Genomic DNA, 21,667 nt, shown 5'->3' with positions numbered 1-21,667 from the left:
CGGCCTTCTTGACGGCCGGAGCCGCCTTCTTGGCAACAGCCTTCTTGACTGCGGCCTTCTTGACGGCCGGAGCCGCCTTCTTGGCAACAGCCTTCTTGACTGCGGCCTTCTTGACGGCCGGAGCCGCCTTCTTGGCAACAGCCTTCCTGACGACCGCCTTCTTGACGGCCTTCTTCGCGGCCGCCTTGCGGGCCGGTGCAGCCGTGGCGCCGCGCTTCACAGCAGGTCCTTCCGCCGGGAGACGCTGCGCCCCAGACACAACGGCCTTGAACTGCGCACCCGGACGGAATGCCGGAACTGATGTGGGCTTGACCTTGACGGTCTCGCCGGTGCGCGGGTTACGCGCAACGCGAGCCGCACGACGACGCTGCTCAAAAACGCCAAACCCTGTGATCGTCACGCTGTCGCCCTTATGGACGGCGCGCACGATGGTGTCGACGACGTTCTCCACGGCGGCAGTTGCCTGCCGCCGATCGGTGCCCAACTTGTCCGTGAGGACGTCGATGAGCTCTGCCTTGTTCATGCAAAACCTCCGAAGCCAGTGGTCCGCCTTGGACCGACTAGTGCACACGGTAAACCCTTAAGCTGCTGATTTCCAAGAGCCACGCCCAATTTCAGGCATTGCTGAGTGGCGTGTCGGCAATCCGATTGCCCCACATAGGCGGTGGTACGCCAGTGCTAGAACTGGTTGCGGGGAGGGGATTTCGACCCCCTCCCCGCCCATTATCAGGCCGGTAGAGTGCGCGGCTTCCAGCTCGGCCTGAGCTTCTCAAACTCCTCGATTTCAGCCTGTTTCCGCAGCGTAAGGCCTATATCGTCGAGTCCCTCGAGCAGCCGCCAAGCGGTGTAGTCGTCAATCGTGAACGGCAACAGGACCGTTCCGGCGGCGATGGTGCGATCTTGAAGATTCACAGTGATTTCCAGCCCCGGATTCTGCTCAATGAGCTTCCAAAGCAATTCCACATCATCTTGGGCAACTTCGGCCGCCAGGAGTCCCGCCTTGCCCGAATTGCCGCGAAAGATGTCGGCGAAGCGCGACGATATGACGACCCGGAAGCCGTAGTCCATTAGCGCCCAGACGGCATGCTCCCGCGATGAACCGGTGCCGAAATCTGGTCCGGCCACCAGAACCGAGCCCTTATCGAAAGGCGGGAGATTGAGAATGAAGGACGGATCATTCCGCCAGGCGGCGAATAGACCGTCCTCGAAACCCGTTCGGGTGACCCGCTTGAGGTAGACCGCGGGGATGATCTGGTCGGTGTCGACGTTCGACCGCCGCAGCGGAACGCCAATACCGGTGTGGGTGTGGAAGGCATCCATGGCTTTCTCCCTATCGAGTTTCGAGCAGATCGGCGGGCGAGGACAAGGTGCCACGGATCGCGGTGGCCGCCGCGACGGCGGGCGAAACTAGGTGCGTGCGCCCACCCTTACCCTGCCTACCCTCGAAGTTTCGGTTGGACGTGGCCGCGCAGCGCTCACCTGGCGCCAGCTGATCAGGGTTCATACCGAGGCACATCGAGCACCCGGCCTGGCGCCATTCAGCGCCGGCTGCGGTGAATATGTCGCCCAGACCCTCGGATTCGGCCTGCGCACGCACCCGCATCGATCCGGGCACCACGAGCATCCGAACACCATCGGCCACCGTGTGACCCGCCAGAACCTCGGCGACCACGCGTAGATCCTCGATACGGCCATTGGTACAGGAGCCGACGAACACCGTGTCGATGGCCACATCACGCATGGGGGTGCCCGGCACCAAATCCATGTAGGCCAAGGCCTTTTCCGCGGCCTGCCGCTCACCTTCATCGAACATCTGTTCGGGGTGGGGCACCGAATCGGCCAGTGGCACACCCTGACCGGGGTTGGTACCCCATGTCACGAACGGGCTGAGGCTGGCGGCGTCGATGTGAATCTCGGTGTCGAACTCGGCGCCGTCATCGGTACGCAGATTGCGCCACGCCTCGACCGCGGCGTCCCAGTCCGCACCCTTCGGCGCGTGGGGCCGACCCCGCAGGTACTCGAAGGTGGTCTCGTCCGGAGCGATCATGCCCGCGCGGGCACCCGCCTCGATGCTCATGTTGCAGACCGTCATACGACCCTCCATCGACAGCGCCTCGATGGCGCTGCCGCGGTACTCCAGGACGTGCCCCTGCCCACCGCCGGTGCCGATCTTGGCGATCACGGCGAGGATGATGTCCTTGGCGCTCACCCCCGGCGGCAGTTCACCGTCGACGTTGATCGCCATCGTCTTGAATGGCCGAAGCGCAAGTGTCTGCGTTGCGAGCACGTGCTCGACCTCGGACGTGCCGATCCCCATCGCCAGCGCGCCGAAGGCGCCGTGCGTGGAGGTGTGGCTGTCGCCGCAGACGACCGTGGTGCCCGGCTGGGTCAGTCCGAGTTGCGGTCCGATGATGTGCACGATGCCCTGCTCGACGTCACCCATCGAGTGCAGGCGAATGCCGAACTCCGCACAGTTACGGCGCAGCGTCTCGACCTGGGTCCGCGACACCGGGTCGGCGATGGGCTTGTCGATGTCGATCGTCGGAACGTTGTGGTCCTCCGTGGCGATCGTCAGATCGGGCCTGCGCACCGGCCGCCCGGCCAGCCTCAGACCGTCGAATGCCTGCGGGCTGGTGACCTCGTGGACGAGGTGCAGATCGATGTAGATCAGGTCCGGCTCCTTGGCCGATCCCTCTCCAGGGCCGCTGACCACAACGTGGTCGGCCCACACCTTCTCTGCCATGGTGCGTGGTTTGTCGTTCATGACGTCTCAATTCCCTCGGACCACCCACATGGGCTGATGCGGATGGCGACTCTTTGTTATCTCAGCATTCGGGACGCTAGTATCTCCCTGTGAGACAGGATAGCGGCATCGGCGTGCTCGACAAAGCCGTGGGGGTACTGCACTCGGTGGCCCAGTCCCCTTGCGGGCTGGCCGAACTCTGCGAACGCACCGGCCTGCCTCGGGCGACCGCGCACAGGCTGGCCGCGGGCCTCGAGGTGCACCGACTACTGGCACGTGACGGCGAGGGGCGCTGGCTACTGGGGCCCGCGCTCACCGAGCTGGCCGGCCAGGTCAATGACCCACTGCTGGCCGCAGGCGCCGCAATACTGCCCCGACTGCGCGAGATCACCGGCGAGAGCGTGCAGCTGTACCGGCGGGAGGGCACAGCCAGGGTGTGTGTAGCGGCCCTGGAACCGCCTGTGGGCCTTCGTGACACCGTTCCGGTGGGCACCCACCTGCCGATGACCGCGGGGTCCGGCGCCAAGGTGCTGCTGGCCTACAGCGACGCGGCAACCCAACAGGCGGTACTGCCGCACGCGAAGTTCACCGACCGGACGCTGGCCGAGGTGCGCAAGCGTGGCTGGGCGCAGAGTGCTGCCGAGCGCGAGGCGGGTGTGGCGAGCATCTCAGCGCCGGTTCGCGACGGCCGCGGCACGGTGATCGCGGCGGTGTCGGTGTCCGGGCCCATCGACCGAATGGGCCGACGCCCCGGCGAGCGCTGGGCAGCCGATCTACTGGCGGCGGCCGAGGCACTGACGCGGCGCCTGTAGATCTCCACACCGCAGAACGCAAGAACGCCCGTCCTCAGTGAGGACGGGCGTTTCTCGTTTGTACCCCCGATGGGATTCGAACCCACGCTACCGCCGTGAGAGGGCGGCGTCCTAGGCCGCTAGACGACGGGGGCTAGAACTTATTCCGGTTGGAAAGCATAGCTCAGCGAGCAATGCCTACCTAATCACCACGATTGGCTGGGGTACCAGGACTCGAACCTAGAATGGCGGTACCAGAAACCGCTGTGTTGCCAATTACACCATACCCCATGGGCTGTCTATAACCGCTGGTCATAGACCTTGTCGAAGTCCGGCGCATCTCGGTGGCCACCGAGACAATCCGTTCTCCGGCCGACAGGCAGACTATCAAAGATTTCGGCGCCGATTTTCACGCAGGTGCCTTAGCGGCCGCCGCGTGGTCACGACCTGCACGCAGCCTGGCCAAACTCCTCTCGCGCCCCAGCAGTTCCAGCGACTCGAACAGCGGCGGGCTGACGGTCGCGCCGGTGGCCGCGACCCGGATGGGACCGAACGCCTTGCGAGGCTTGAGTTCGAGACCGTCGATCAGCGCCGCCTTCAGGGCCGCCTCGATATCCGCCGTCGCCCACTGGCCGACGCCCTCGAGCGCGGCCACCGCGGCGTCGAGGACCGCGACAGCCTCGGCACGCAGTTCCTTGCCCGCCGACTTCTCGTCGAGCGCGAAAGAACCCTCGTCGAGGAACTTCAGCAGATCCCACGCGTCGCCGAGCACGACGATGCGGGTCTGCACGAGATCGGCCGCCACGGCGAACGAGGAGTCGTCGAGGCCGGTGTCGTGCCCGTGAGCGACGAAGTAGTCGCGCAGTCGCGCCACGAAGTCACCGGCGGACAGCAGCCGGATGTGCTCGGCGTTGATCGCGTCGGCCTTCTTCTGATCGAACCGCGCCGGGTTGGAGTTGACGTTGCGGACGTCGAACGCGGCAACCATCTCATCAAGGCTGAACACGTCGTGGTCGTCTGCGATGCCCCAGCCCAGCAGCGCGAGGTAGTTCAGCAGCCCCTCGGGGATGAACCCGCGGTCGCGGTGCAGGAACAGATTGGACTGCGGGTCGCGCTTGGACAGCTTCTTGTTGCCCTCCCCGAGGACGCTGGGCAGGTGGGCGAACTCGGGCACCCTCTGCGCCACCCCGATCCGGATTAGCGCGCGATACAAGGCGATCTGGCGCGGTGTCGACGGCATGATGTCCTCACCGCGAAGCACGTGGGTGATGTTCATCACGGCGTCGTCCACCGGATTGACCAACGTGTACAGCGGATCTCCGTTACCCCGGGTGATCGCGAAGTCCGGAACCGATCCGGCCGCGAACGTGACGGGCCCGCGCACCAGATCGTTCCACGTGAGGTCCTCGTCGGGCATCCGCAGCCGCAGAACGGGATTGCGCCCCTGTGCACGGAACGCCGCCCGCTGCTCGTCGGTCAGATCGCGGTCGTGGTTGTCGTAGCCGAGCTTGGGATTGCGCCCGGCGGCGACGTGGCGGGCCTCGACCTCCTCGGGTGTCGAGTACGCCTCGTACACCTCACCGGCGGCCAGCAGTCGCGCGATCACGTCACGGTAGATGTCACCGCGCTCGGACTGCCGATACGGCGCGTGCGGGCCACCGACCTCGGGCCCCTCGTCCCAGTCCAGACCCAGCCAACGCAACGCGTCCAGGATTGCTGCGTAGCTCTCCGCACTGTCGCGCGCCGCGTCGGTGTCCTCAATGCGGAAGACAAAGGTGCCGCCGGTGTGTCGGGCGTAGGCCCAGTTGAACAACGCGGTGCGCACCAGCCCGACGTGTGGTGTGCCTGTGGGTGAGGGACAGAACCGGACTCTTACGCGCTCAGCAGCGTCGTTCATCATTTTCCTTTGCGCACAACGGGATTGGAGAGGGTACCGATGCCATCGATGGTGACGCTGACGGTGTCACCATCCTCGATCGGCCCGACGCCCTCGGGTGTACCGGTCAGGATGAGATCTCCCGGGAGCAGCGTCATCACCGCCGAAGCCCATTCGATGATGGCACCGACGTCGTGCAGCAGAAGCGAGGTGTTGCTGTGCTGGCGCACTTCGCCATTGACCTCGGTTCGCAGATCCAGGTTTGCGGGGTCGACAGCGGTCTCGATCCAGGGACCGACAGGGCAGAAGGTGTCATGACCCTTGGCCCGCATCCACTGCCCGTCCTTCTTCTGCTGATCGCGGGCGGACACGTCATTGGCGATGGTGTAGCCGAGGATGACCTCGGCGGCCTTGGCGGCAGGCACGTCCTTACAGGGCCTCTCGATGACGATGACCAACTCGCCCTCGTGATGCACGGGATTCGCATCGGCAGGCAGTTGGATCGCGACATTGGGACCGATGATCGCGGTGTTGGGTTTGAGGAAGATCACCGGATCCTCCGGTGCCTCGCCACCCATCTCGCGCGCATGGGCCGCGTAGTTCTTGCCCATGCAGATCACCTTGCTGGCCAGGATCGGGGCCAGCAGCCGAACGTCGGCCAACGGCCAGGAACGACCCGTGAAAGTGGGGTTGCGCGAGAGATACTGCTCGGCGATCTCGCGGCACACGGCATCGGAGTTCGGATCGCCCTCGATGACTACGAAGGCGACCCCGTCTGGACTGGCAATTCGACCGAGGCGCATGGCCTCAGCCTAATGACGCGCGGGCGACGTCCTTAATCAGCCCGCGAACTGGGCAGCCAGGAACGGGGTGGAGTCCGGCAGCGACGCCAACACCGCCCCGGAGTGGTCAGCGTCGGGGTAGACCTTCAGCGTCACGTCCTGGCCGTTGGCCACCAGCTGATCGGCGAACTGCAGCGTCAACTTCGGCGGCACGTCGGTGTCCTTGGAGCCCACCCCAAGAAAGATCGGCCGGTCATATCCACTGACCGCGGTGCCCATGTAGACGTCCAGCGCCTCGGCGATCCCAGGCAGCGACGCCAGCGGTGCGCGGAAGAAGTCGGTCGGCGTCATGTGTTCCAGCGCCCGGTCCAGATCGGATTTGCACAGCGTCTCGCCCTTTCCGACCGCATCCAGACCAGCAGGGGTGAGCACGCTGTTCACGTCGATGTCGGGTCGCGCATCGCGCAAACCGGCGAGGATGTAGGCGGTGTAGCTGTTGGCCGCGGGTCCGGTGCCCGCAGGCAGGGCCATGTCCGGTCCGGCGGTCTTGACGATGCTCTGGACGTTGGCCGGTGTGCCGGTCGCCACCACCCCGCGAAAGTCCAGGCCGGTGCCGCGACTGAACTCGGTGGCGCGCCGGGCGGTGTCGACCGCGCCCGCACCACCCTGGGACTGGCCGACGACAGCCCACTTCGGCGACAGTGGCAGGCCCATCTCGTGCATGGCGATCACGGAGTCCACCACGCTGTGCGCGGTGGCGGTGCTGTTCAGGTAGCTCATCAAACCGGGCGTCCCGAGACCCGCGTAATCGGAGCCGACGATGGCGTAGCCCTGCTCAAGCCAGTGCGACAGATACTCGTCATCACGCTCACTGCGGGGCTGCGCCGAAGGCGCGCAATCGTCGCCGAGCCCCACCGTGCCGTGTGCCCATGCGATGACCGGCCAGCCGCCGGCGGGGGCGATACCGTGCGGCACAAACACCGCGGCCGTGCTGACCGCTGGCGAGTTGTGTTGGTCGATAGTGGAATACAGGATCCGGTATGCCGCAGCGGCACCCGACACCGACAGTGCCGGCTCAAGTGGCACCGACGCGATGAGGCCGCCGGGAGCCGGGATCGGTCCATCGTGGAAGCGGGCGTCGAGGCCCGACCAGTTCGGCTCCGCGGCCACCGCCACCGGTGCCACACCAATCGCCATCACGAACGCCAACGCCACGCAGGTCACCCATCTCCACATCACCGGGACAGACTAACCACACACAACGCGTCTCAAATATTGAGACATAAGTTCGATACTTTGGGATGGCGTGGCACGATGCCGACATGACGATTTCGTCGATCGGGACGGCTCGCCGCTGGTCCATGCTCGTCATCGCACTGACCTCGACAACGTGCGCGAACGTGTTCATCAACGGCGCGGCATTTCTCATCCCCACCCTGCACGCCGACCGCGGCCTCGATCTCGCCAAAGCCGGTCTCCTGTCGTCGATGCCAAGCTTCGGACTGGTCATCACGCTGATCGCGTGGGGTTACCTAGTCGATAGATTCGGTGAGCGGATCGTGCTGACGGTGGGCTCGGCACTGACAGCCGCGGCCGCGTTCGCCGCGGCATCCGCTGATTCCCTCATCGCCGTCGGCGCGTTTCTGCTGCTCGGCGGTATGGCCGCGGCCAGCAGCAATTCGGCCAGCGGCCGCCTCGTGGTCGGCTGGTTCCCACCCGAACAGCGCGGGCTGGTCATGGGCATCCGGCAGACCGCCACCCCGCTCGGCGTCGGCCTGGGCGCGTTGGTCATACCGCGCCTGGCCGAATCCCACGGCGTCACCGTCGCCCTGCTGTTTCCCGCGGCGGTGTGCGCGTTGGCCGCTGTGATGTGCGCACTCGGTGTTATCGATCCGCCGCGCCCGCCGCGGCACGAGGCCCCGAAGGAGCACCTCGCCAATCCCTACCGCGGCTCATCTCTGCTGTGGCGTATCCATGCCGTCTCGGTACTTCTGGTGGTACCCCAGGCCGTGCTGTGGACGTTCATGCTGGTGTGGTTGATGACCGACCGTGGCTGGACGGCCGCGTCGGCAGGCCTGCTCGTGACGATCACCCAGGTTCTCGGCGCGGCAGGGCGGATCGCCGCCGGGCGGTGGTCAGATGTCACCGGGTCGCGGCTCAAACCCATCAGGGCCATCGCGGCGGCCGCCACCACAGCCATGGCGCTGCTGGCCCTCACCGACTGGCTCCATTCACCGATCAGCGTTGCGTTGATCGTCATCGCCTCGGTTATCACGGTGTCCGACAACGGCTTGGCATTCACCGCCATCGCCGAGATCGCGGGCCCGTTCTGGAGCGGACGCGCGCTGGGCACCCAGAACACCAGCCAGCACCTGGCGTCGGCAATCGCCTCACCGCTCTTCGGCGCCGTGATCTCAGTGTTGGGCTTCCCCGCGGCGTTCGCGGTGAGCGCAGTGCTGCCACTCGCCGCTCTGCCACTGGTCCCCGATGATCCCGCATCGGTGAAATAGCCCACCAAAAAACAGCTTTCACGCCGCAAGTGTGTCGACCATCACGTGGGGACGGGTTGTTCAAACACGCCCGATCAGACATGATTGAGAGGCGTTATTGGAATGATTCAAGTTTCTAGAAGGGTTTGTGTGACGATGACACTGCTGACGATCGGCGACCAGTTCCCGGCCTACGACCTCACCGCCGTCATCGGAGGTGACCTCTCCAAGGTGGACGCCAAGCAGCCCGACGACTACTTCACTCGGGTGACCAGCTCGGACCACGACGGCAAGTGGCGCGTCGTGTTCTTCTGGCCCAAGGATTTCACCTTTATCTGCCCAACCGAAATTGCGGCCTTCGGCAAGCTCAACGAGGACTTCGAGGATCGCGACACCAAGGTGCTCGGCGTTTCCACCGATAACGAATTCGTGCACTTCCAGTGGCGTGCCCAGCACGATGAGCTGAAGACGCTGCCGTTCCCGATGGTGTCGGACCTCAAGCGCGAGCTGGCTCTGGCCACCGGTGTCCTCAACGCCGACGGTGTCGCCGACCGCGCCACCTTCATCATCGACCCCAACAATGAGATCCAGTTCGTCTCGGTCACAGCGGGTTCGGTCGGGCGCAACGTCGACGAGGTGCTGCGCGTGCTCGACGCGCTGCAGTCCGACGAGCTGTGCGCCTGCAACTGGCGCAAGGGTGACCCGACCATCGATGCAGGCGAGCTGCTCGCGGAAGCGGTCTGACGCATGAGTCTTGACAACATCAAGGATGCGCTGCCCGAGTACGCCAAGGACCTCAAGCTCAACCTGGGCACCATCGCCCGCACCACCGAGTTGAGCGAGCAACAGCTCTGGGGTGCACTGGTTGCCACGGCCGCCGCCACGAAATCACAGCGGCTGCTTCGGGAGATCTCTGAGGACGCTTTGGACATCCTGTCCGAGGACGCCTACCACGCAGCACTCGGCGCCGCCGCCATCATGGGCATGAACAACGTGTTCTACCGCACGAAGGGGCAGCTCGACGGCCGCTACGACGACCTGCGGGCCGGCTTGCGGATGAACATCATCGGCAACCCCGGTGTGGCCAAGGAGGATTTCGAGCTGTGGTCGCTGGCGGTGTCGGCGATCAACGGCTGCGGCCACTGCCTCTCGGCCCACGAGACGGTGCTGCGGGATGCCAATGTCGATCGCACCGCGATCTTCGAGGCGATCCGGCTGGCATCGATCATCTCCGGTGTGGCACAGGCACTGTCGACCGTGGACGCTCTGGCTACCGTCTAATCGGCACCGGTCTAATCGACTGTGTTGGACTACGCGCTGTCGGGCTTCACGGCCCGGCAGCGCGTTTTCGTGGCAGCACCAGTAGCGCCGCCAGGAGAAAACACAACGCGCCGACGAATGTGCCGAGGTTGGCGATCCGCTCGTCGATGATGACCCCGGCCCTGGTGACGAAGGCCGCCAGCGCGGAGAGGCCGAACGCGAGACAGCCGATCAGGTTGATCCAGCTGGCTCGCCAGTCAACCGATTTCGGCGCCCACCAGCCCACCGCCACAACCGCCAGCACGCCGCTGACGAGGAAGGCGGTCGACCCCGCTGCGTCAGGCGCCCACACCAGGCGACGTTCCGCCACCACCTGGTGCGCCCACACCGCCGACCCGGTGCTGACGTTGAACAGGATCGTTCCGCCGAATTGCGTCGCCGCCGACAGCCAGCCAATACTGCCCTCTGGCCCCGACCGGACGAGCTGAATCCACGCCGCAGTGGTGAAGAACCACGACCCGACGAAACACAGTGCGTTGGCCGCCAACTCCCCAGCTGCGTCGGCGAAGCCGGGTGCGGTGGCCGTGGCGAACAGTGTGGAACCGACCGCGAACAACCAGCATTGGTGAGTCAGCGTGACGGCATCCCGTACACGCCCCACCTGCAGCTGGTCACTCACCCGGGAACGAAGCTAGAGAAGGCCCACGATCCGGTCGCCGGCCTGACTGGTCGACAGGACCTCGTCACCGCGCGTCGCGAGGTGCTTGGCGACGGCCGCGTCGACCCGTGCGGCGGCCTCGTCCTCGCCGACATGCGCCAGCAGCAGTGCCACCGACATGATCGCCGCCGTGGGATCGGCAATACCCTGCCCTGCGATATCGGGAGCGCTGCCGTGAACGGGTTCGAACATCGACGGGTTGGTGCGCGTGGCGTCGATGTTGCCGCTCGCCGCCAGGCCAATACCGCCCGACACCGCGGCCGCGAGGTCGGTGATGATGTCGCCGAAGAGGTTGTCGGTCACGATGACGTCGAATCGCCCGGGGTCGGTGACCATGTGGATGGTCGCCGCATCGATGTGTTGATAGGCAACCTCGACGTCAGGGAACTCCTCGCCCACCTGCGCGACGATGCGAGACCAGAGCTTGCCCGCGAATGTCAGCACGTTCGTCTTGTGCACCAGCGTGAGGTGCTTGCGCCGCTGCGCGGCACGGGCGAAGGCGTAGCGAACGACCCGCTCGATCCCGAACGCCGTGTTCAGACTCACCTCGGTGGCTACCTCGTGCGGCGTGCCGACGCGAATGGCCCCACCGGTACCGGTGTAGGGGCCCTCGGTGCCCTCGCGGACGACGACGAAGTCGATGGCGGGATCGCCTGCCAGCGGGCTGCTGGTGCCGGAGTGCAGCTTCGATGGCCGAAGGTTGACGTGATGATCGAGTGCGAAGCGCAGCGTCAGCAGCAGCCCACGCTCGAGCACACCGCTGGGCACCGACGGATCACCGATGGCACCCAGCAGAATCGCGTCGTGCCCACGCAGTTCGTCCACGACGCCGTCGGGCAGGGTCTCCCCCGTCGCGTGATAGCGCTTCGCGCCGAGGTCGTACTCGGTCTTCTCGACGCCGGGCATGACGACGTCGAGCACCTTGAGCGCCTCGGCGATGACCTCGGGTCCGATGCCGTCGCCGGCGATGACGGCGAGTTTCACGACAGGTCCACCAATTCCAGCGTCCCGGCGGCCACGGCGGTGCCGATGGCAGAGAGCACGTCGGCGGGTACCTGGCGGTCCAGTCGCAGCATGATCGTCGCTCCCTCTCCCTCGGCGTCCTGACTGAGCTGTGCGGCGAGGATGTTGACCTCCGCACCGCCGAGCAGAGTGCCGATCTTGCCGAGCGCGCCCGGCTGGTCGTCGTAGTTGATGATCAGGTTGACCCCCTCGGCGCGCAGCTCGAGGTTGCGGTCGTTGATCTGCACGATCTTCTCCACCAACTGCGGACCGGTCAGCGTGCCCGCCACGTTCACGGTCGAGCCGTCGGCGGCAACCGCGCGGACGTCGACGACGCTGCGGTGGTTGGGGCTCTCCGACTCGGTGTCGATACTCGCCTCGACACCACGCTCAGCGGCCAGGGCGGGCGCGTTCACGAAGGTGACCTGGTCCTCGATGACGGCGGAGAACAGCCCGCGCAGCGCCGAGAGCCGCAGCACCTCAACCTCTTCGGAGGCCAGCTCGCCGCGCACCTGTACGCACAGGTTGGTGGGCAGCTCGGTCGACAGGGCGCCGACCAGCACGCCCAGCTTGCGAACCAGGTCGAGCCACGGCGCGACCTCCTCGCCGACCACGCCGCCACCGACGTTGACCGCGTCGGGCACGAACTCGCCAGCCAGCGCCAGACGGACGCTGGCGGCAACATCGGTGCCCGCCCGGTCCTGTGCCTCGGCGGTCGATGCGCCCAGGTGCGGTGTGACGACCACCTGGGGCAGGTCGAACAGCGGGCTGTCGGTGCACGGTTCGGTGGAGAACACGTCCAGGCCTGCGCCGCGGACATGACCGCTCTTGATCGCATCGGCAAGCGCCTGCTCGTCGATCAGGCCGCCGCGGGCGGCGTTGACGATGATCACGCCGGGCTTGACCTTGGTCAGAGCGTCCTTGCCGATCAGACCCGCCGTCTCCTTGGTCTTGGGCAGGTGAATGGAGATGAAGTCGGCGCGACCGAGGAGATCATCGAGCGGCAGCAGCTCGATGCCGAGCTGGGCGGCGCGCGCGTGTGAGACGTACGGGTCGTAGGCAGTGACGTGCGCACCGAATGCGGCCAGCCGCTGGGCCACCAACTGGCCGATACGGCCCAGACCCACGACGCCGACGGTCTTGCCGAAGATCTCGGTGCCCGAGAACGACGAGCGCTTCCAGGTGCGCTCCCGCAGCGTCGCGTCGGCGGCGGGGATCTGCCGCGCAGCCGAGAGCAGGAGCGCGAGCGCGTGCTCGGCGGCACTGTGGATGTTCGAGGTGGGCGCGTTGACGACCAGGACACCGCGAGCGGTGGCCGCGTCGACGTCGACGTTGTCCAGCCCGACACCCGCGCGGGCGACGATCTTGAGTTTGGGCGCTGCGGCCAGTACCTCAGCGTCCACGGTGGTCGCCGAGCGCACCAGCAGCGCGTCGGCCTCCGGCACCGCGGCCAGCAGCTTCGGCCGGTCTGGGCCATCGACCCAACGCACTTCTACCTGGTCTCCCAGGGCGGCGACGGTGGACTCAGCGAGTTTGTCGGCAATAAGAACGACGGGAAGGCTCACCCGACGATCCTAATGGGCTGTAATCGACATGTGGACATCACCATCGTCGGAAGTGGACCCAACGGGCTGAGCGCAGCCGTGATCTGTGCCCGCGCCGGCTTGTCGGTGCGGGTCATCGAGGCACAGCCCACGGCGGGCGGTGGTGCGCGCACCCTCGCCGACCCGGAGTTCGGTGATGTTCACCACGACATCTGCTCGGCGGTGCACCCGCTTGCGCTGGCGTCGCCGTTCTTCGCCGAGTTCGACCTGCCGGCCCGCGGTGTCACCCTGGCTGTCCCGGACGTCTCCTACGCCAACCCGCTGCCCGACCGCCCCGCCGCCGTCGGCTACCTCGACCTCGAACGCACGTGCGCCGAACTCGACGACGGGGCGTCGTGGCGCAGACTGCTGGGCCCGCTGACCGCCGACTCCCACGGGGTGGTCGGTCTGATGCTCGGCGACAAGCGCTCGATACCGCCTTCCATCCCCGCCGCCCTTCGGGTTGCGCCGCGACTGCTGGCCCAGGGCACCCCACTGTGGCGCTCACTGCAGGGCGAGGATGCCCGTGCGCTCTTCAGCGGCGTTGCCGCGCACACGATCTCGCAGATGCCGTCACTCGTGTCCTCGGGTGCCGGACTGATGCTGGCCACCCTCGCTCATGCGGTGGGCTGGCCCATACCCGTCGGCGGCTCCCAAGCCATCCCCGACGCACTGATCGCCGACCTCCGCGCGCACGGCGGCGAACTCGTCGTCGGCGAGGAGGTGAGCAGTCCGCCCGCTGGCGTCGTGCTGTACGACACCGCCCCGACCGCGCTGCTCCGGATCTACGGTGACGCCATCCCGGAGAGCTACGCGAAGGCGTTGCGTCGCTACCGGTTCGGCCCGGGAGTGGCCAAAGTCGATTTCGTGTTGTCCGACGAGATCCCGTGGCGTGATTCACGATTGGCTCTTGCGCCCACGCTTCATCTCGGGGGTAGCCGCGCCCAGATGGCATTGGCCGAGAGTCAGATCGCCCGCGGGCACCACGCCGACTGGCCGATGGTGCTCGCGGCGCTGCCCCATATCGCCGATCCCGGCCGCATCGACAGGCAGGGACGACGCCCGCTGTGGACGTACGCCCACGTACCGTCCGGATCAACCGTCGACATGGCCGAGACCGTGACCCGCTTGTTCGAGCGCCTCGCCCCAGGATTCCGCGACATCGTGTTGGGCGTGCGCAGCGTGCCCGCAGCGCATATGTCACATCACAACGCCAACCTCGTCGGCGGCGACATCGGCGTCGGCGGCAACAACATGTTCAGCGCGTTGACCGGCCCCGCCCTGCAGTGGAACCCGTGGAAGACGCCGATCCCGAAGGCCTACCTGTGCTCGTCAGCGGCCCCTCCAGGCGGCGGCGTGCACGGTATGGCCGGCTACTACGCCGCGCGCACCGTGCTGCGGCGTGAGTTCGGCATCAAGAAGGTTCCCGCACTGGCCCCGTAGCCCTCGCCGACGTGTTTGGCTCGAGGTATGACGAAACTCGCGATCATTTACTACTCCGCCACGGGACACGGCACCACGATGGCGAAACGAGTCGAGGCGGCGGCCACGGCGGCGGGCGCCGAGGTCAGGTTGCGCCACATCGCCGAGACGCTTGACCCGGAGTCGTTCGCCGGGAACCCGGCGTGGACGGCCAACTACGAGGCCACCAGGGATCTGCCCGCCGCCACCGGTGATGACATCGTCTGGGCCGATGCGGTGATATTCGGGTCTCCTACGCGATTCGGTTCGGTGACAGCGCAATTCCGCACGTTCATCGACTCGCTGGGTGGTCTGTGGTCGGAGGGCAAGCTGGCGGACAAGGTCTACGCGGGCTTCACCTCGTCGAACACTGCGCACGGCGGCCAGGAGACCACACTGCTCACGCTGTACGTCACGCTCATGCACTTCGGCGGCATCATCGTGGCGCCGGGCTACACCGATGCGCTCAAGTTCATCGATGGCAACCCGTACGGCGCCAGCCTGATCGCCAGCCGGGACAACATCAGCGAATTCGACGACGCCACCTCGAACGCCCTCGACCACCTGGCGCGCCGCGTCGTTCAGGTCGCCTCCCGGCTGGTTGCCTAGAGACGATTTCGGCGCGTTCAGCCGCGGTGACCGCGGCTGAACGCGCCGAATTCGTGGTGAGACTAAGCGGTCTCGGTGATCGGGCGGTCGACCCAGCTCATCAGGTCGCGCAGCTTCTTGCCGGTGACCTCGATCGGGTGCTCGGCGTTCTCCTTGCGCAGCGCCTCGAGGCGCTTGTTGCCACCCTCGACGTTGGCGACAAGCGCCTTGACGAAGGTGCCGTCCTGGATGTCCTTGAGGATCGCGCGCATCCGATCCTTGGTGTCGGCGTCGATGACCCGCGGGCCCGACAGGTAGCCACCGAACTCCGCGGTGTCAGACACCGAGTAGTTCATCCGCGCGATGCCGCCCTCGTACATCAGGTCGACGATCAGCTTCAGCTCGTGCAGCACCTCGAAGTAGGCCATCTCGGGGGCGTAGCCCGCCTCGACCATGATCTCGAAGCCCGCCTTGACCAGTTCCTCGGTGCCACCGCACAACACGGCCTGCTCACCGAAGAGGTCGGTCTCGGTCTCCTCCTTGAAGTCGGTCTTGATGACGCCGGCGCGGGTGCCTCCGATGCCCTTGGCGTAGGACAGCGTCAGCGCCTGACCCTCACCCTTGGGGTCCTGGTCGACCGCGATCAGGCAGGGCACACCCTTGCCGTCGACGAACTGACGGCGCACGAGGTGGCCGGGGCCCTTGGGGGCCACCATGCCGATGGTGATGTTCGCCGGCGGCTTGATCAGGCCGAAGTGGATGTTGAGGCCGTGGCCGAAGAACAGCGCGTTGCCGTCCTCCAGGTTCGGCTCGATGTCGTTCTTGAAGATCTCTGCCTGCGCGGTGTCGGGCGCCAGCAGCATGATGACGTCGGCCCACTTGGCGACCTCGGCCGGAGTGTCGACCTCGAGACCCTGCTCGGTGACCTTCTCGCGTGACTTCGAGCCCTCCTTGAGGCCCACCTTCACCTGCACGCCGGAGTCGCGCAGGCTCAGCGAGTGCGCGTGACCCTGGCTGCCGTAGCCGATGACGCCGACCTTGCGGCCCGCGATGATCGACAGGTCCGCGTCGTCGTCGTAAAACATCTCAACTGCCACTTCGATATTCCTTCTCTGTTTCGTGTTGCATTGGAACGTTGCGATGAAAAAGTGCGTTACTTGGCGCCCATGCCGCGGGGACCGCGGGAGAGCGTCACCATGCCGGACTGTGCGATCTCGCGAATACCGTACGGCTCGAGGAGGTTCAACAGCGCCTCCAGCTTGCCCGGCGTGCCGGTGGCCTCCACGACCAACGACTCCGCCGACACGTCGACCACCTTGGCGCGGAACAGGTTCACCGTCTCGATGATCTGACCGCGGGTGGTGGCATCGGCGCGCACCTTGATCAGTGCCAGCTCGCGCGACACCGAGTTGTCCTCGTCCTGCTCGACGATCTTGATCACGTTGATGAGCTTGTTGAGCTGTTTGGTGATCTGTTCGAGCGCGGAGTCCTCGACGGCCACCACGATCGTCATGCGGGACAAGTGCTTCTGGTCGGTGGCACCAACGGCGAGGCTCTGGATGTTGAAGCCGCGCCGCGAGAACAGCGACGCGACGCGCGCGAGCACGCCGGGCTTGTCCTCGACCAGCACCGACAGAGTGTGCGTCGTCGTTGTCATTAGACCTGTTCCTCGTTGTCGAACAGCGGCCGGATGTTGAGCGCCGCCATGATCTCGTCGTTACTGGTGCCTGCGGCGACCATCGGCCACACCTGCGCATCGGCGCCCACGATGAAGTCGATGACCACCGGACGGTCGTTGATGGCTCGCGCCTGGTTGATCACGTCCTCGACGTCTTCGGCACGCTCGCAACGCAACCCGACGCAGCCAAGCGCCTCTGCCAGCTTGACGAAGTCGGGGATGCGGTGGCTGTGCGTGGACAGATTCGTCTGGCTGTAGCGCTCCTCGTAGAAGAGGGTCTGCCACTGCCGCACCATGCCCAGGTTGCCGTTGTTGATCAGCGCCACCTTGATGGGTGCACCCTCGACCGCGCACGTGGCGAGTTCCTGGTTGGTCATCTGGAAGCAGCCGTCGCCGTCGATCGCCCACACCTCGGCCTCGGGGCGGCCGAACTTGGCACCCATCGCCGCGGGCACCGCGTAGCCCATGGTGCCGAGTCCACCCGAGTTCAGCCAGGTCTTCGGATTCTCGTACTTGATGAACTGGGCGGCCCACATCTGGTGCTGGCCAACGCCCGCCGCGTACACCGCATCCGGTCCGACGATCCGGCCCAGCGTCTCGATGACGTACTCGGGACTCAGGCTGCCGTCGCTCTGCGGCCCGTAGCTCAGCGGGTAGGTGGCCTGCATGTCGCGCAGGTACTCCCACCATCCACCGATGTCCAGCGTGGCCTCGGACGTGCCGTTCTTGGCCAACACCTCGATCAGATCGGTGATGACGGCCTTGACGTCACCCACGATCGGGACGTCGGCGTGTCGGTTCTTGCCGATCTCGGCCGGGTCGATATCGGCGTGGATGACCTTGGCCTCGGGTGCGAACGACGACAGCTGGCCGGTCACTCGGTCGTCGAACCGAGTACCCAGCGCGATCAGCAGGTCGCTGCGCTGCAGGGCGCCGACAGCGGACACAGTGCCGTGCATACCGGGCATGCCGAGGTTCTGGGGATGGGAGTCCGGGAACGCACCCCGCGCCATCAAGGTGGTGACAACGGGGATGCCGGTCAGCTCGGCCAGCTTGCGCAGTTCCTCGCTGGCCTCGCCGCGGATGATGCCACCGCCGACGTACAGCACGGGCTTGCTGGCCGCGGCGATCAGCTTGGCGGCCTCACGGATCTGCCTGCTGTGGGGCTTGGTGTTGGGCTTGTACCCCGGCAGATCGAACACCGGGGGCCAGCTGAACGTGCACTGTGCCTGCAGCACGTCCTTCGGGATGTCGACGAGCACGGCGCCGGGCCGACCGGAGCGCGCGATGTGGAAGGCCTCGGCGATCATCTGGGCGATGTCGTCACCGTTGCGGACCAGGAAGTTGTGCTTCGTGATTGGCATGGTGATGCCGGAGATGTCGGCTTCCTGGAAGGCATCCGTGCCGATGAGACCGCGGCCGACCTGACCGGTGATGGCGACCACGGGGATCGAGTCCATCTGCGCGTCGGCCAGCGGCGTGACCAGGTTGGTGGCGCCGGGACCCGACGTCGCCATCATCACGCCGACCTTGCCGGTCGCGTGCGCGTACCCGCTGGCGGCGTGTCCGGCGCCCTGCTCGTGGCGGACCAACACGTGGCGCAGCTTCTCCGAGTCGAACAGCGGGTCGTACACCGGCAGAACTGCGCCACCGGGGATGCCGAAGATCACGTCGACATCGAGTTCCTCGAGCGATCTGATCACCGCCTGTGCTCCGGTCATCTGTTGCGGGGCAACCGTTCTCGGCTGAGAAACAGGCGCTGACGCAACGGTCGGTGTGCCATTGCTCTGGTGCGTGGGTTCCGGCGATCGCGTGGTCGGTGCGCTCACGGTGTCCTCTTCAGTCTCTTCGTTGTCTGGTCGGGCGTGCTGGTCGTGTTCTGGGGCAACAAAAAACCCCCGTCAGCTTCCGCTGTACGAGGGTGCGCGTCGGTGCTCGTAGGCCTCCTGACTGATCACTCAGGCCGGGTTACGCACCAACGCGCGAACCAATTACTACGAGAATGCCGATCGAGTACATAGCTGACGACGGTAGTCCTCGCACAGGTCAATGGTCAAATTCCCCAGGAGTGCAAGGATGGTCGGGTGAATGCAGCGAATGACGGGTCCGGTCCTTCCACCAGCCAGCCGCTCGTCATCAAGATCTCGCCGATGGCCCACCTGGGCGTTGGGTTCCTCACCCTCGCGTCGCTGAGCCTGGTGCTGGCCGAGCCGAAATGGTTCACCGCGATCCTGATCGTGCCGGTGCTCGTGTCCTTCGCGATCGTCCGCTACCGCACCATCGCCGACCGCAACACCGTCACCGCCCGCACCCTGTTCGGCAGCCGCACAGTGCCGTGGACGGATATCGACGGCCTGCGTTTCGACAGGCGATCCTGGGCACTCGCGTGCCTCAAGGACGGCTCTGAGTTCCGGTTGCCCGCGGTGACCTTCGCGACACTGCCGGAATTGACCGCCGCCAGCGGCGGCCGCGTACCCAACCCCTACGAGTAGGCCGGTGAGCGCTACGCCAGCGGGTTGGCACCGTTGAGCAGCGCCCACACGGCGATGCCAAGGCCGAGACCGAGCAGCAGCGCCGCCAACGATCCGATGAACGGCCTGCGGGCCCAGCCGCGCCCGGCGTCGAACCCGTAGCGGCCAGGACCGGTCAGGCACAACGCGGCGGCCACGACGATCAGCGTGACCTGGTATTCGTGCCCCTCGGGCAGGAAGAACGGGAAGTACCCCGACTCCTGCTGTGCGACGACGGCGGCCAGCAGGGAGTTGACCAGGTAGGCCAGCGCGCCCGCGGCGGCCAGCGGTGTGAAGAGCCCGAGTACCAAAAGAACGCCGACGGCGACCTGGGCACCAACGCCCGCGTAGGTCAGAAGTCCGGCGTGCTGGTAGCCCAGGTCGGCCAGCGACTGCTCGAAACCGTTCAGGCCCGCGCCGCCCCACCAGCCGAACGCCTTCTGCAGGCCGTGCGCGATGAACAGTGCGCCAAGACCGACGCGCAGCAGCATCAGGCCGAGGTCCTGGGTGCCACGTCGCCCCGCCGCGCGCACGCGGTCGTCGAGCACGGGATCGGTGCCAACCTCTGTGGGTTCGGCCTGGTGAGTGGAGTGCCTGGCGCCGGGCTGGACGTATGGCAGCGGCTCGGGCTCGCCGAGCAGGCCGTATGCGGACTGCTGCGGTGTGGAGTCGTAGCGCGGTATCGCGGTGGTCTCGCCCTCGCCGTAAGTGGACGGGGCCTCACTGTAGGCAGGCGGGGTCTCACCATAGGTGGACGAGGTGTCGCCACCACCGTAGGTCGAGGGGACGTCGTCTTCGGGGTCGACCAGGCGTGCCGACGCGGGCCGAACGGCCGAGCCTTCGAGACCTTCTGGTCTCTGCCAAGCGCGCGGGTCGTGAGAGGTACTGGTCACGAAACTCAGCGTAAGTGCTAGTTACCCGCGAATCGTGGATTGGCGCGGCGCGTTCGGTTGGCGTTGCACAGCCGTGACACGCCGGTTCGCGCCGCCCGACGTGGCGAGGACTGCATGACGATCCGTAACCTGGCCAGCATGACATTGCGCCGGCAGATGCTTGGTGTGCTGGTGCTGGTGTGCACCGCGTTGCTGGTCGGGTCCGGATGTGCGCGCTTCGACGCCGCACAGTCCGAGCCCTTCACCACCGATCCGGAGATGGCGCCGGGGTCGAGCACGACCCCTCCGCCGCCACCGCCGCTGCCGGGCGAGCCGTTCCCGAAGGCGTGTCCCGCGCCGGGCGTGATGCAGGGCTGCCTGGAGAGCACCAGCGGGCTGATCATGGGCAAGGACAGCAAGTCCGCCCTGGTCGCCGAGCGGGTGACCGGTGCGGTCAAGGAAGTCGCCGTGAACGCCGAACCCAAGGTCAAGCTGGTTATCCCAGTCGACCCCGCGGGCGACGGCGGACTGCTGGACATCGTGCTGTCGCCGACCTACACGCAGGACCGCCTGATGTACGCCTACGTCAGCACCCCGACCGACAACCGGGTGATCCGCATCGCCGACGGTGACGTGCCCAAGCCGATCCTGACCGGCATTCCGAAGGGCGTGGTCGGCAACAGCGGTGCACTGATCTTCACCAGCCCCACCACCCTGACGGTGCTCACCGGCGACGCGGGCGACCCCGCCGCTGGCGGCGACCCGGCTTCGCTGGCAGGCAAGCTCCTCCGCATCGAGCAGCCCACCACCGTCAACCAGGCGCCCCAGACCACCGCGCTGAGCGGCCTGGGCGGCGCCGGCGGGCTGTGCACCGACCCCTCCGACGGATCGCTGTACGTCACCGACCGCACACCCACCGGTGACCGGTTGCAGCGCATCACCAAGGACTCCAAGGTCTCGACGGTCTGGTCGTGGTCCGACCGTCCCGGTGTGGCGGGCTGCGCCGCGCAGGACGGCACCGTGCTGGTCAACCTTGTCAACACAAAGCAGACCGTCGCGGTCCGGCTGGCCCCCGACACCGGAGCGGTGACGGGCGATCCCGAGGTGGTCCGTCAGGACCTGCGCGGACACGTGTGGGCGCTGCAGCTGTCACCCGACGGCAACGTGTGGGGCGCAACCATCAACAAGACCGTCGGTGACGCCGAGAACTTCGACGACGTCGTGTTCCCACTGTTCCCGCAGGGCGGCTTCCCGCGCAGCAGCGACGAGAAGACCTAGAAGTCCCAGAAGACCGAGAAGACCGAGCAGGCCCAG

The 21,667-nt window shown here is 66.4% G+C and carries 21 protein-coding genes and 2 tRNA genes; 8 read left to right on the top strand and 15 right to left on the bottom strand.

Annotated elements, in window-relative coordinates; translation table 11 throughout:
- The 3 genes from ABIA65_RS19655 to leuC form a co-directional block, all read right to left on the bottom strand.
- Positions 1-523, bottom strand: a 523-nt coding sequence (locus ABIA65_RS19655) for an HU family DNA-binding protein (protein WP_354524628.1), incomplete at its 3' end; no start/stop codon positions are given.
- A gap of 203 nt (positions 524-726) precedes the next feature.
- Positions 727-1,320 carry a 3-isopropylmalate dehydratase small subunit gene (leuD, locus tag ABIA65_RS19650; RefSeq protein WP_241399866.1) on the bottom strand — a complete coding sequence of 198 codons (594 nt, stop codon included), beginning with the start codon at positions 1,318-1,320 and terminating at the stop codon, positions 727-729.
- A gap of 10 nt (positions 1,321-1,330) precedes the next feature.
- Positions 1,331-2,764 carry a 3-isopropylmalate dehydratase large subunit gene (gene leuC / locus ABIA65_RS19645; RefSeq protein WP_241399868.1) on the bottom strand — a complete coding sequence of 478 codons (1,434 nt, stop codon included), beginning with the start codon at positions 2,762-2,764 and terminating at the stop codon, positions 1,331-1,333.
- A gap of 89 nt (positions 2,765-2,853) precedes the next feature.
- Here leuC and ABIA65_RS19640 point away from each other — a divergent pair, with 89 nt between their 5' ends.
- Complete coding sequence (locus ABIA65_RS19640) at positions 2,854-3,555, top strand: IclR family transcriptional regulator (protein ID WP_241399869.1); 702 nt, start codon at positions 2,854-2,856, stop codon at positions 3,553-3,555.
- Between the two features lie 61 nt (positions 3,556-3,616).
- Here the strand turns inward: ABIA65_RS19640 and ABIA65_RS19635 are convergent.
- The 5 genes from ABIA65_RS19635 to ABIA65_RS19615 form a co-directional block, all read right to left on the bottom strand.
- Positions 3,617-3,689: transfer RNA gene (locus ABIA65_RS19635), tRNA-Glu, on the bottom strand.
- 61 nt (positions 3,690-3,750) lie between these two features.
- Positions 3,751-3,825, bottom strand: a tRNA-Gln gene (locus tag ABIA65_RS19630).
- Positions 3,826-3,943: 118 nt separating this feature from the next.
- Positions 3,944-5,431, bottom strand: a complete 1,488-nt coding sequence (gene gltX / locus ABIA65_RS19625) for a glutamate--tRNA ligase (protein ID WP_241399870.1) — start codon at positions 5,429-5,431, stop codon at positions 3,944-3,946.
- Positions 5,431-6,213 carry a fumarylacetoacetate hydrolase family protein gene (locus tag ABIA65_RS19620; RefSeq protein WP_241399871.1) on the bottom strand — a complete coding sequence of 261 codons (783 nt, stop codon included), beginning with the start codon at positions 6,211-6,213 and terminating at the stop codon, positions 5,431-5,433. The genes gltX and ABIA65_RS19620 overlap by 1 nt, the downstream gene beginning before the upstream one ends.
- A gap of 36 nt (positions 6,214-6,249) precedes the next feature.
- Positions 6,250-7,389 carry an alpha/beta hydrolase family protein gene (locus ABIA65_RS19615; protein ID WP_502919596.1) on the bottom strand — a complete coding sequence of 380 codons (1,140 nt, stop codon included), beginning with the start codon at positions 7,387-7,389 and terminating at the stop codon, positions 6,250-6,252.
- A 125-nt stretch (positions 7,390-7,514) separates the two neighbouring features.
- Here ABIA65_RS19615 and ABIA65_RS19610 point away from each other — a divergent pair, with 125 nt between their 5' ends.
- From ABIA65_RS19610 to ahpD, 3 genes are all read left to right on the top strand, one after another.
- A complete protein-coding gene (locus ABIA65_RS19610; protein WP_354524626.1) occupies positions 7,515-8,702 on the top strand; it encodes an MFS transporter in 1,188 nt (395 codons plus the stop codon).
- Between the two features lie 135 nt (positions 8,703-8,837).
- A complete protein-coding gene (locus tag ABIA65_RS19605; RefSeq protein ID WP_241405742.1) occupies positions 8,838-9,425 on the top strand; it encodes a peroxiredoxin in 588 nt (195 codons plus the stop codon).
- 3 nt (positions 9,426-9,428) lie between these two features.
- Positions 9,429-9,962, top strand: a complete 534-nt coding sequence (gene ahpD / locus ABIA65_RS19600) for an alkyl hydroperoxide reductase AhpD (RefSeq protein WP_241399874.1) — start codon at positions 9,429-9,431, stop codon at positions 9,960-9,962.
- A gap of 46 nt (positions 9,963-10,008) precedes the next feature.
- Here the strand turns inward: ahpD and ABIA65_RS19595 are convergent, their stop codons facing one another.
- The 3 genes from ABIA65_RS19595 to serA are packed head-to-tail and all read right to left on the bottom strand — an operon-like array spanning position 10,009 to position 13,226.
- A complete protein-coding gene (locus ABIA65_RS19595; RefSeq protein WP_354524625.1) occupies positions 10,009-10,620 on the bottom strand; it encodes a hypothetical protein in 612 nt (203 codons plus the stop codon).
- Positions 10,621-10,632: 12 nt separating this feature from the next.
- On the bottom strand, positions 10,633-11,643 hold the full coding sequence (locus ABIA65_RS19590) for a 3-isopropylmalate dehydrogenase (protein ID WP_354524623.1): 1,011 nt from the start codon (positions 11,641-11,643) through the stop codon (positions 10,633-10,635).
- Positions 11,640-13,226 carry a phosphoglycerate dehydrogenase gene (serA, locus tag ABIA65_RS19585; protein ID WP_241399877.1) on the bottom strand — a complete coding sequence of 529 codons (1,587 nt, stop codon included), beginning with the start codon at positions 13,224-13,226 and terminating at the stop codon, positions 11,640-11,642. Before serA ends, ABIA65_RS19590 begins: the two co-directional genes overlap by 4 nt.
- 30 nt (positions 13,227-13,256) lie before the next feature.
- Between serA and ABIA65_RS19580 the strand changes: the two genes are divergently transcribed.
- Positions 13,257-14,687, top strand: coding sequence for a phytoene desaturase family protein (locus tag ABIA65_RS19580; protein WP_354524622.1), 1,431 nt, complete (start codon positions 13,257-13,259; stop codon positions 14,685-14,687).
- Positions 14,688-14,714: 27 nt separating this feature from the next.
- On the top strand, positions 14,715-15,314 hold the full coding sequence (gene wrbA, locus ABIA65_RS19575) for an NAD(P)H:quinone oxidoreductase (RefSeq protein WP_241399879.1): 600 nt from the start codon (positions 14,715-14,717) through the stop codon (positions 15,312-15,314).
- A gap of 62 nt (positions 15,315-15,376) precedes the next feature.
- On the opposite strand, the gene ilvC is transcribed toward wrbA, so the two are convergent.
- From ilvC to ABIA65_RS19560, 3 genes are all read right to left on the bottom strand, one after another.
- Positions 15,377-16,378: a ketol-acid reductoisomerase gene (ilvC, locus tag ABIA65_RS19570; RefSeq protein ID WP_354524651.1), complete on the bottom strand. Its 1,002-nt coding sequence runs from the start codon at positions 16,376-16,378 to the stop codon at positions 15,377-15,379.
- Between the two features lie 68 nt (positions 16,379-16,446).
- Positions 16,447-16,950: an acetolactate synthase small subunit gene (gene ilvN, locus ABIA65_RS19565; RefSeq protein WP_241399881.1), complete on the bottom strand. Its 504-nt coding sequence runs from the start codon at positions 16,948-16,950 to the stop codon at positions 16,447-16,449.
- Positions 16,950-18,800 carry an acetolactate synthase large subunit gene (locus ABIA65_RS19560; RefSeq protein WP_354524621.1) on the bottom strand — a complete coding sequence of 617 codons (1,851 nt, stop codon included), beginning with the start codon at positions 18,798-18,800 and terminating at the stop codon, positions 16,950-16,952. Before ABIA65_RS19560 ends, ilvN begins: the two co-directional genes overlap by 1 nt.
- A 321-nt stretch (positions 18,801-19,121) precedes the next feature.
- On the opposite strand from ABIA65_RS19560, the gene ABIA65_RS19555 reads away from it, so the two are divergent.
- Positions 19,122-19,463 carry a PH domain-containing protein gene (locus ABIA65_RS19555; RefSeq protein ID WP_241405744.1) on the top strand — a complete coding sequence of 114 codons (342 nt, stop codon included), beginning with the start codon at positions 19,122-19,124 and terminating at the stop codon, positions 19,461-19,463.
- A gap of 11 nt (positions 19,464-19,474) precedes the next feature.
- Here the strand turns inward: ABIA65_RS19555 and ABIA65_RS19550 are convergent, their stop codons facing one another.
- Positions 19,475-20,374, bottom strand: coding sequence for a DoxX family protein (locus tag ABIA65_RS19550; protein ID WP_354524620.1), 900 nt, complete (start codon positions 20,372-20,374; stop codon positions 19,475-19,477).
- Between the two features lie 138 nt (positions 20,375-20,512).
- Between ABIA65_RS19550 and ABIA65_RS19545 the strand changes: the two genes are divergently transcribed.
- Entirely contained in the window at positions 20,513-21,631 is a 1,119-nt protein-coding gene (locus ABIA65_RS19545) for a PQQ-dependent sugar dehydrogenase (protein ID WP_241399884.1), read from the top strand.
- The last annotated feature ends 36 nt before the right edge of the window (positions 21,632-21,667 follow it).

The sequence above is a fragment of the Mycolicibacterium sp. 624 genome (assembly GCF_040548615.1).
Classification (GTDB): Bacteria; Actinomycetota; Actinomycetes; order Mycobacteriales; family Mycobacteriaceae; genus Mycobacterium.
Note: the sequence above shows the minus strand (reverse complement) of the source record. Positions and strands in the feature narration are given on the sequence as shown.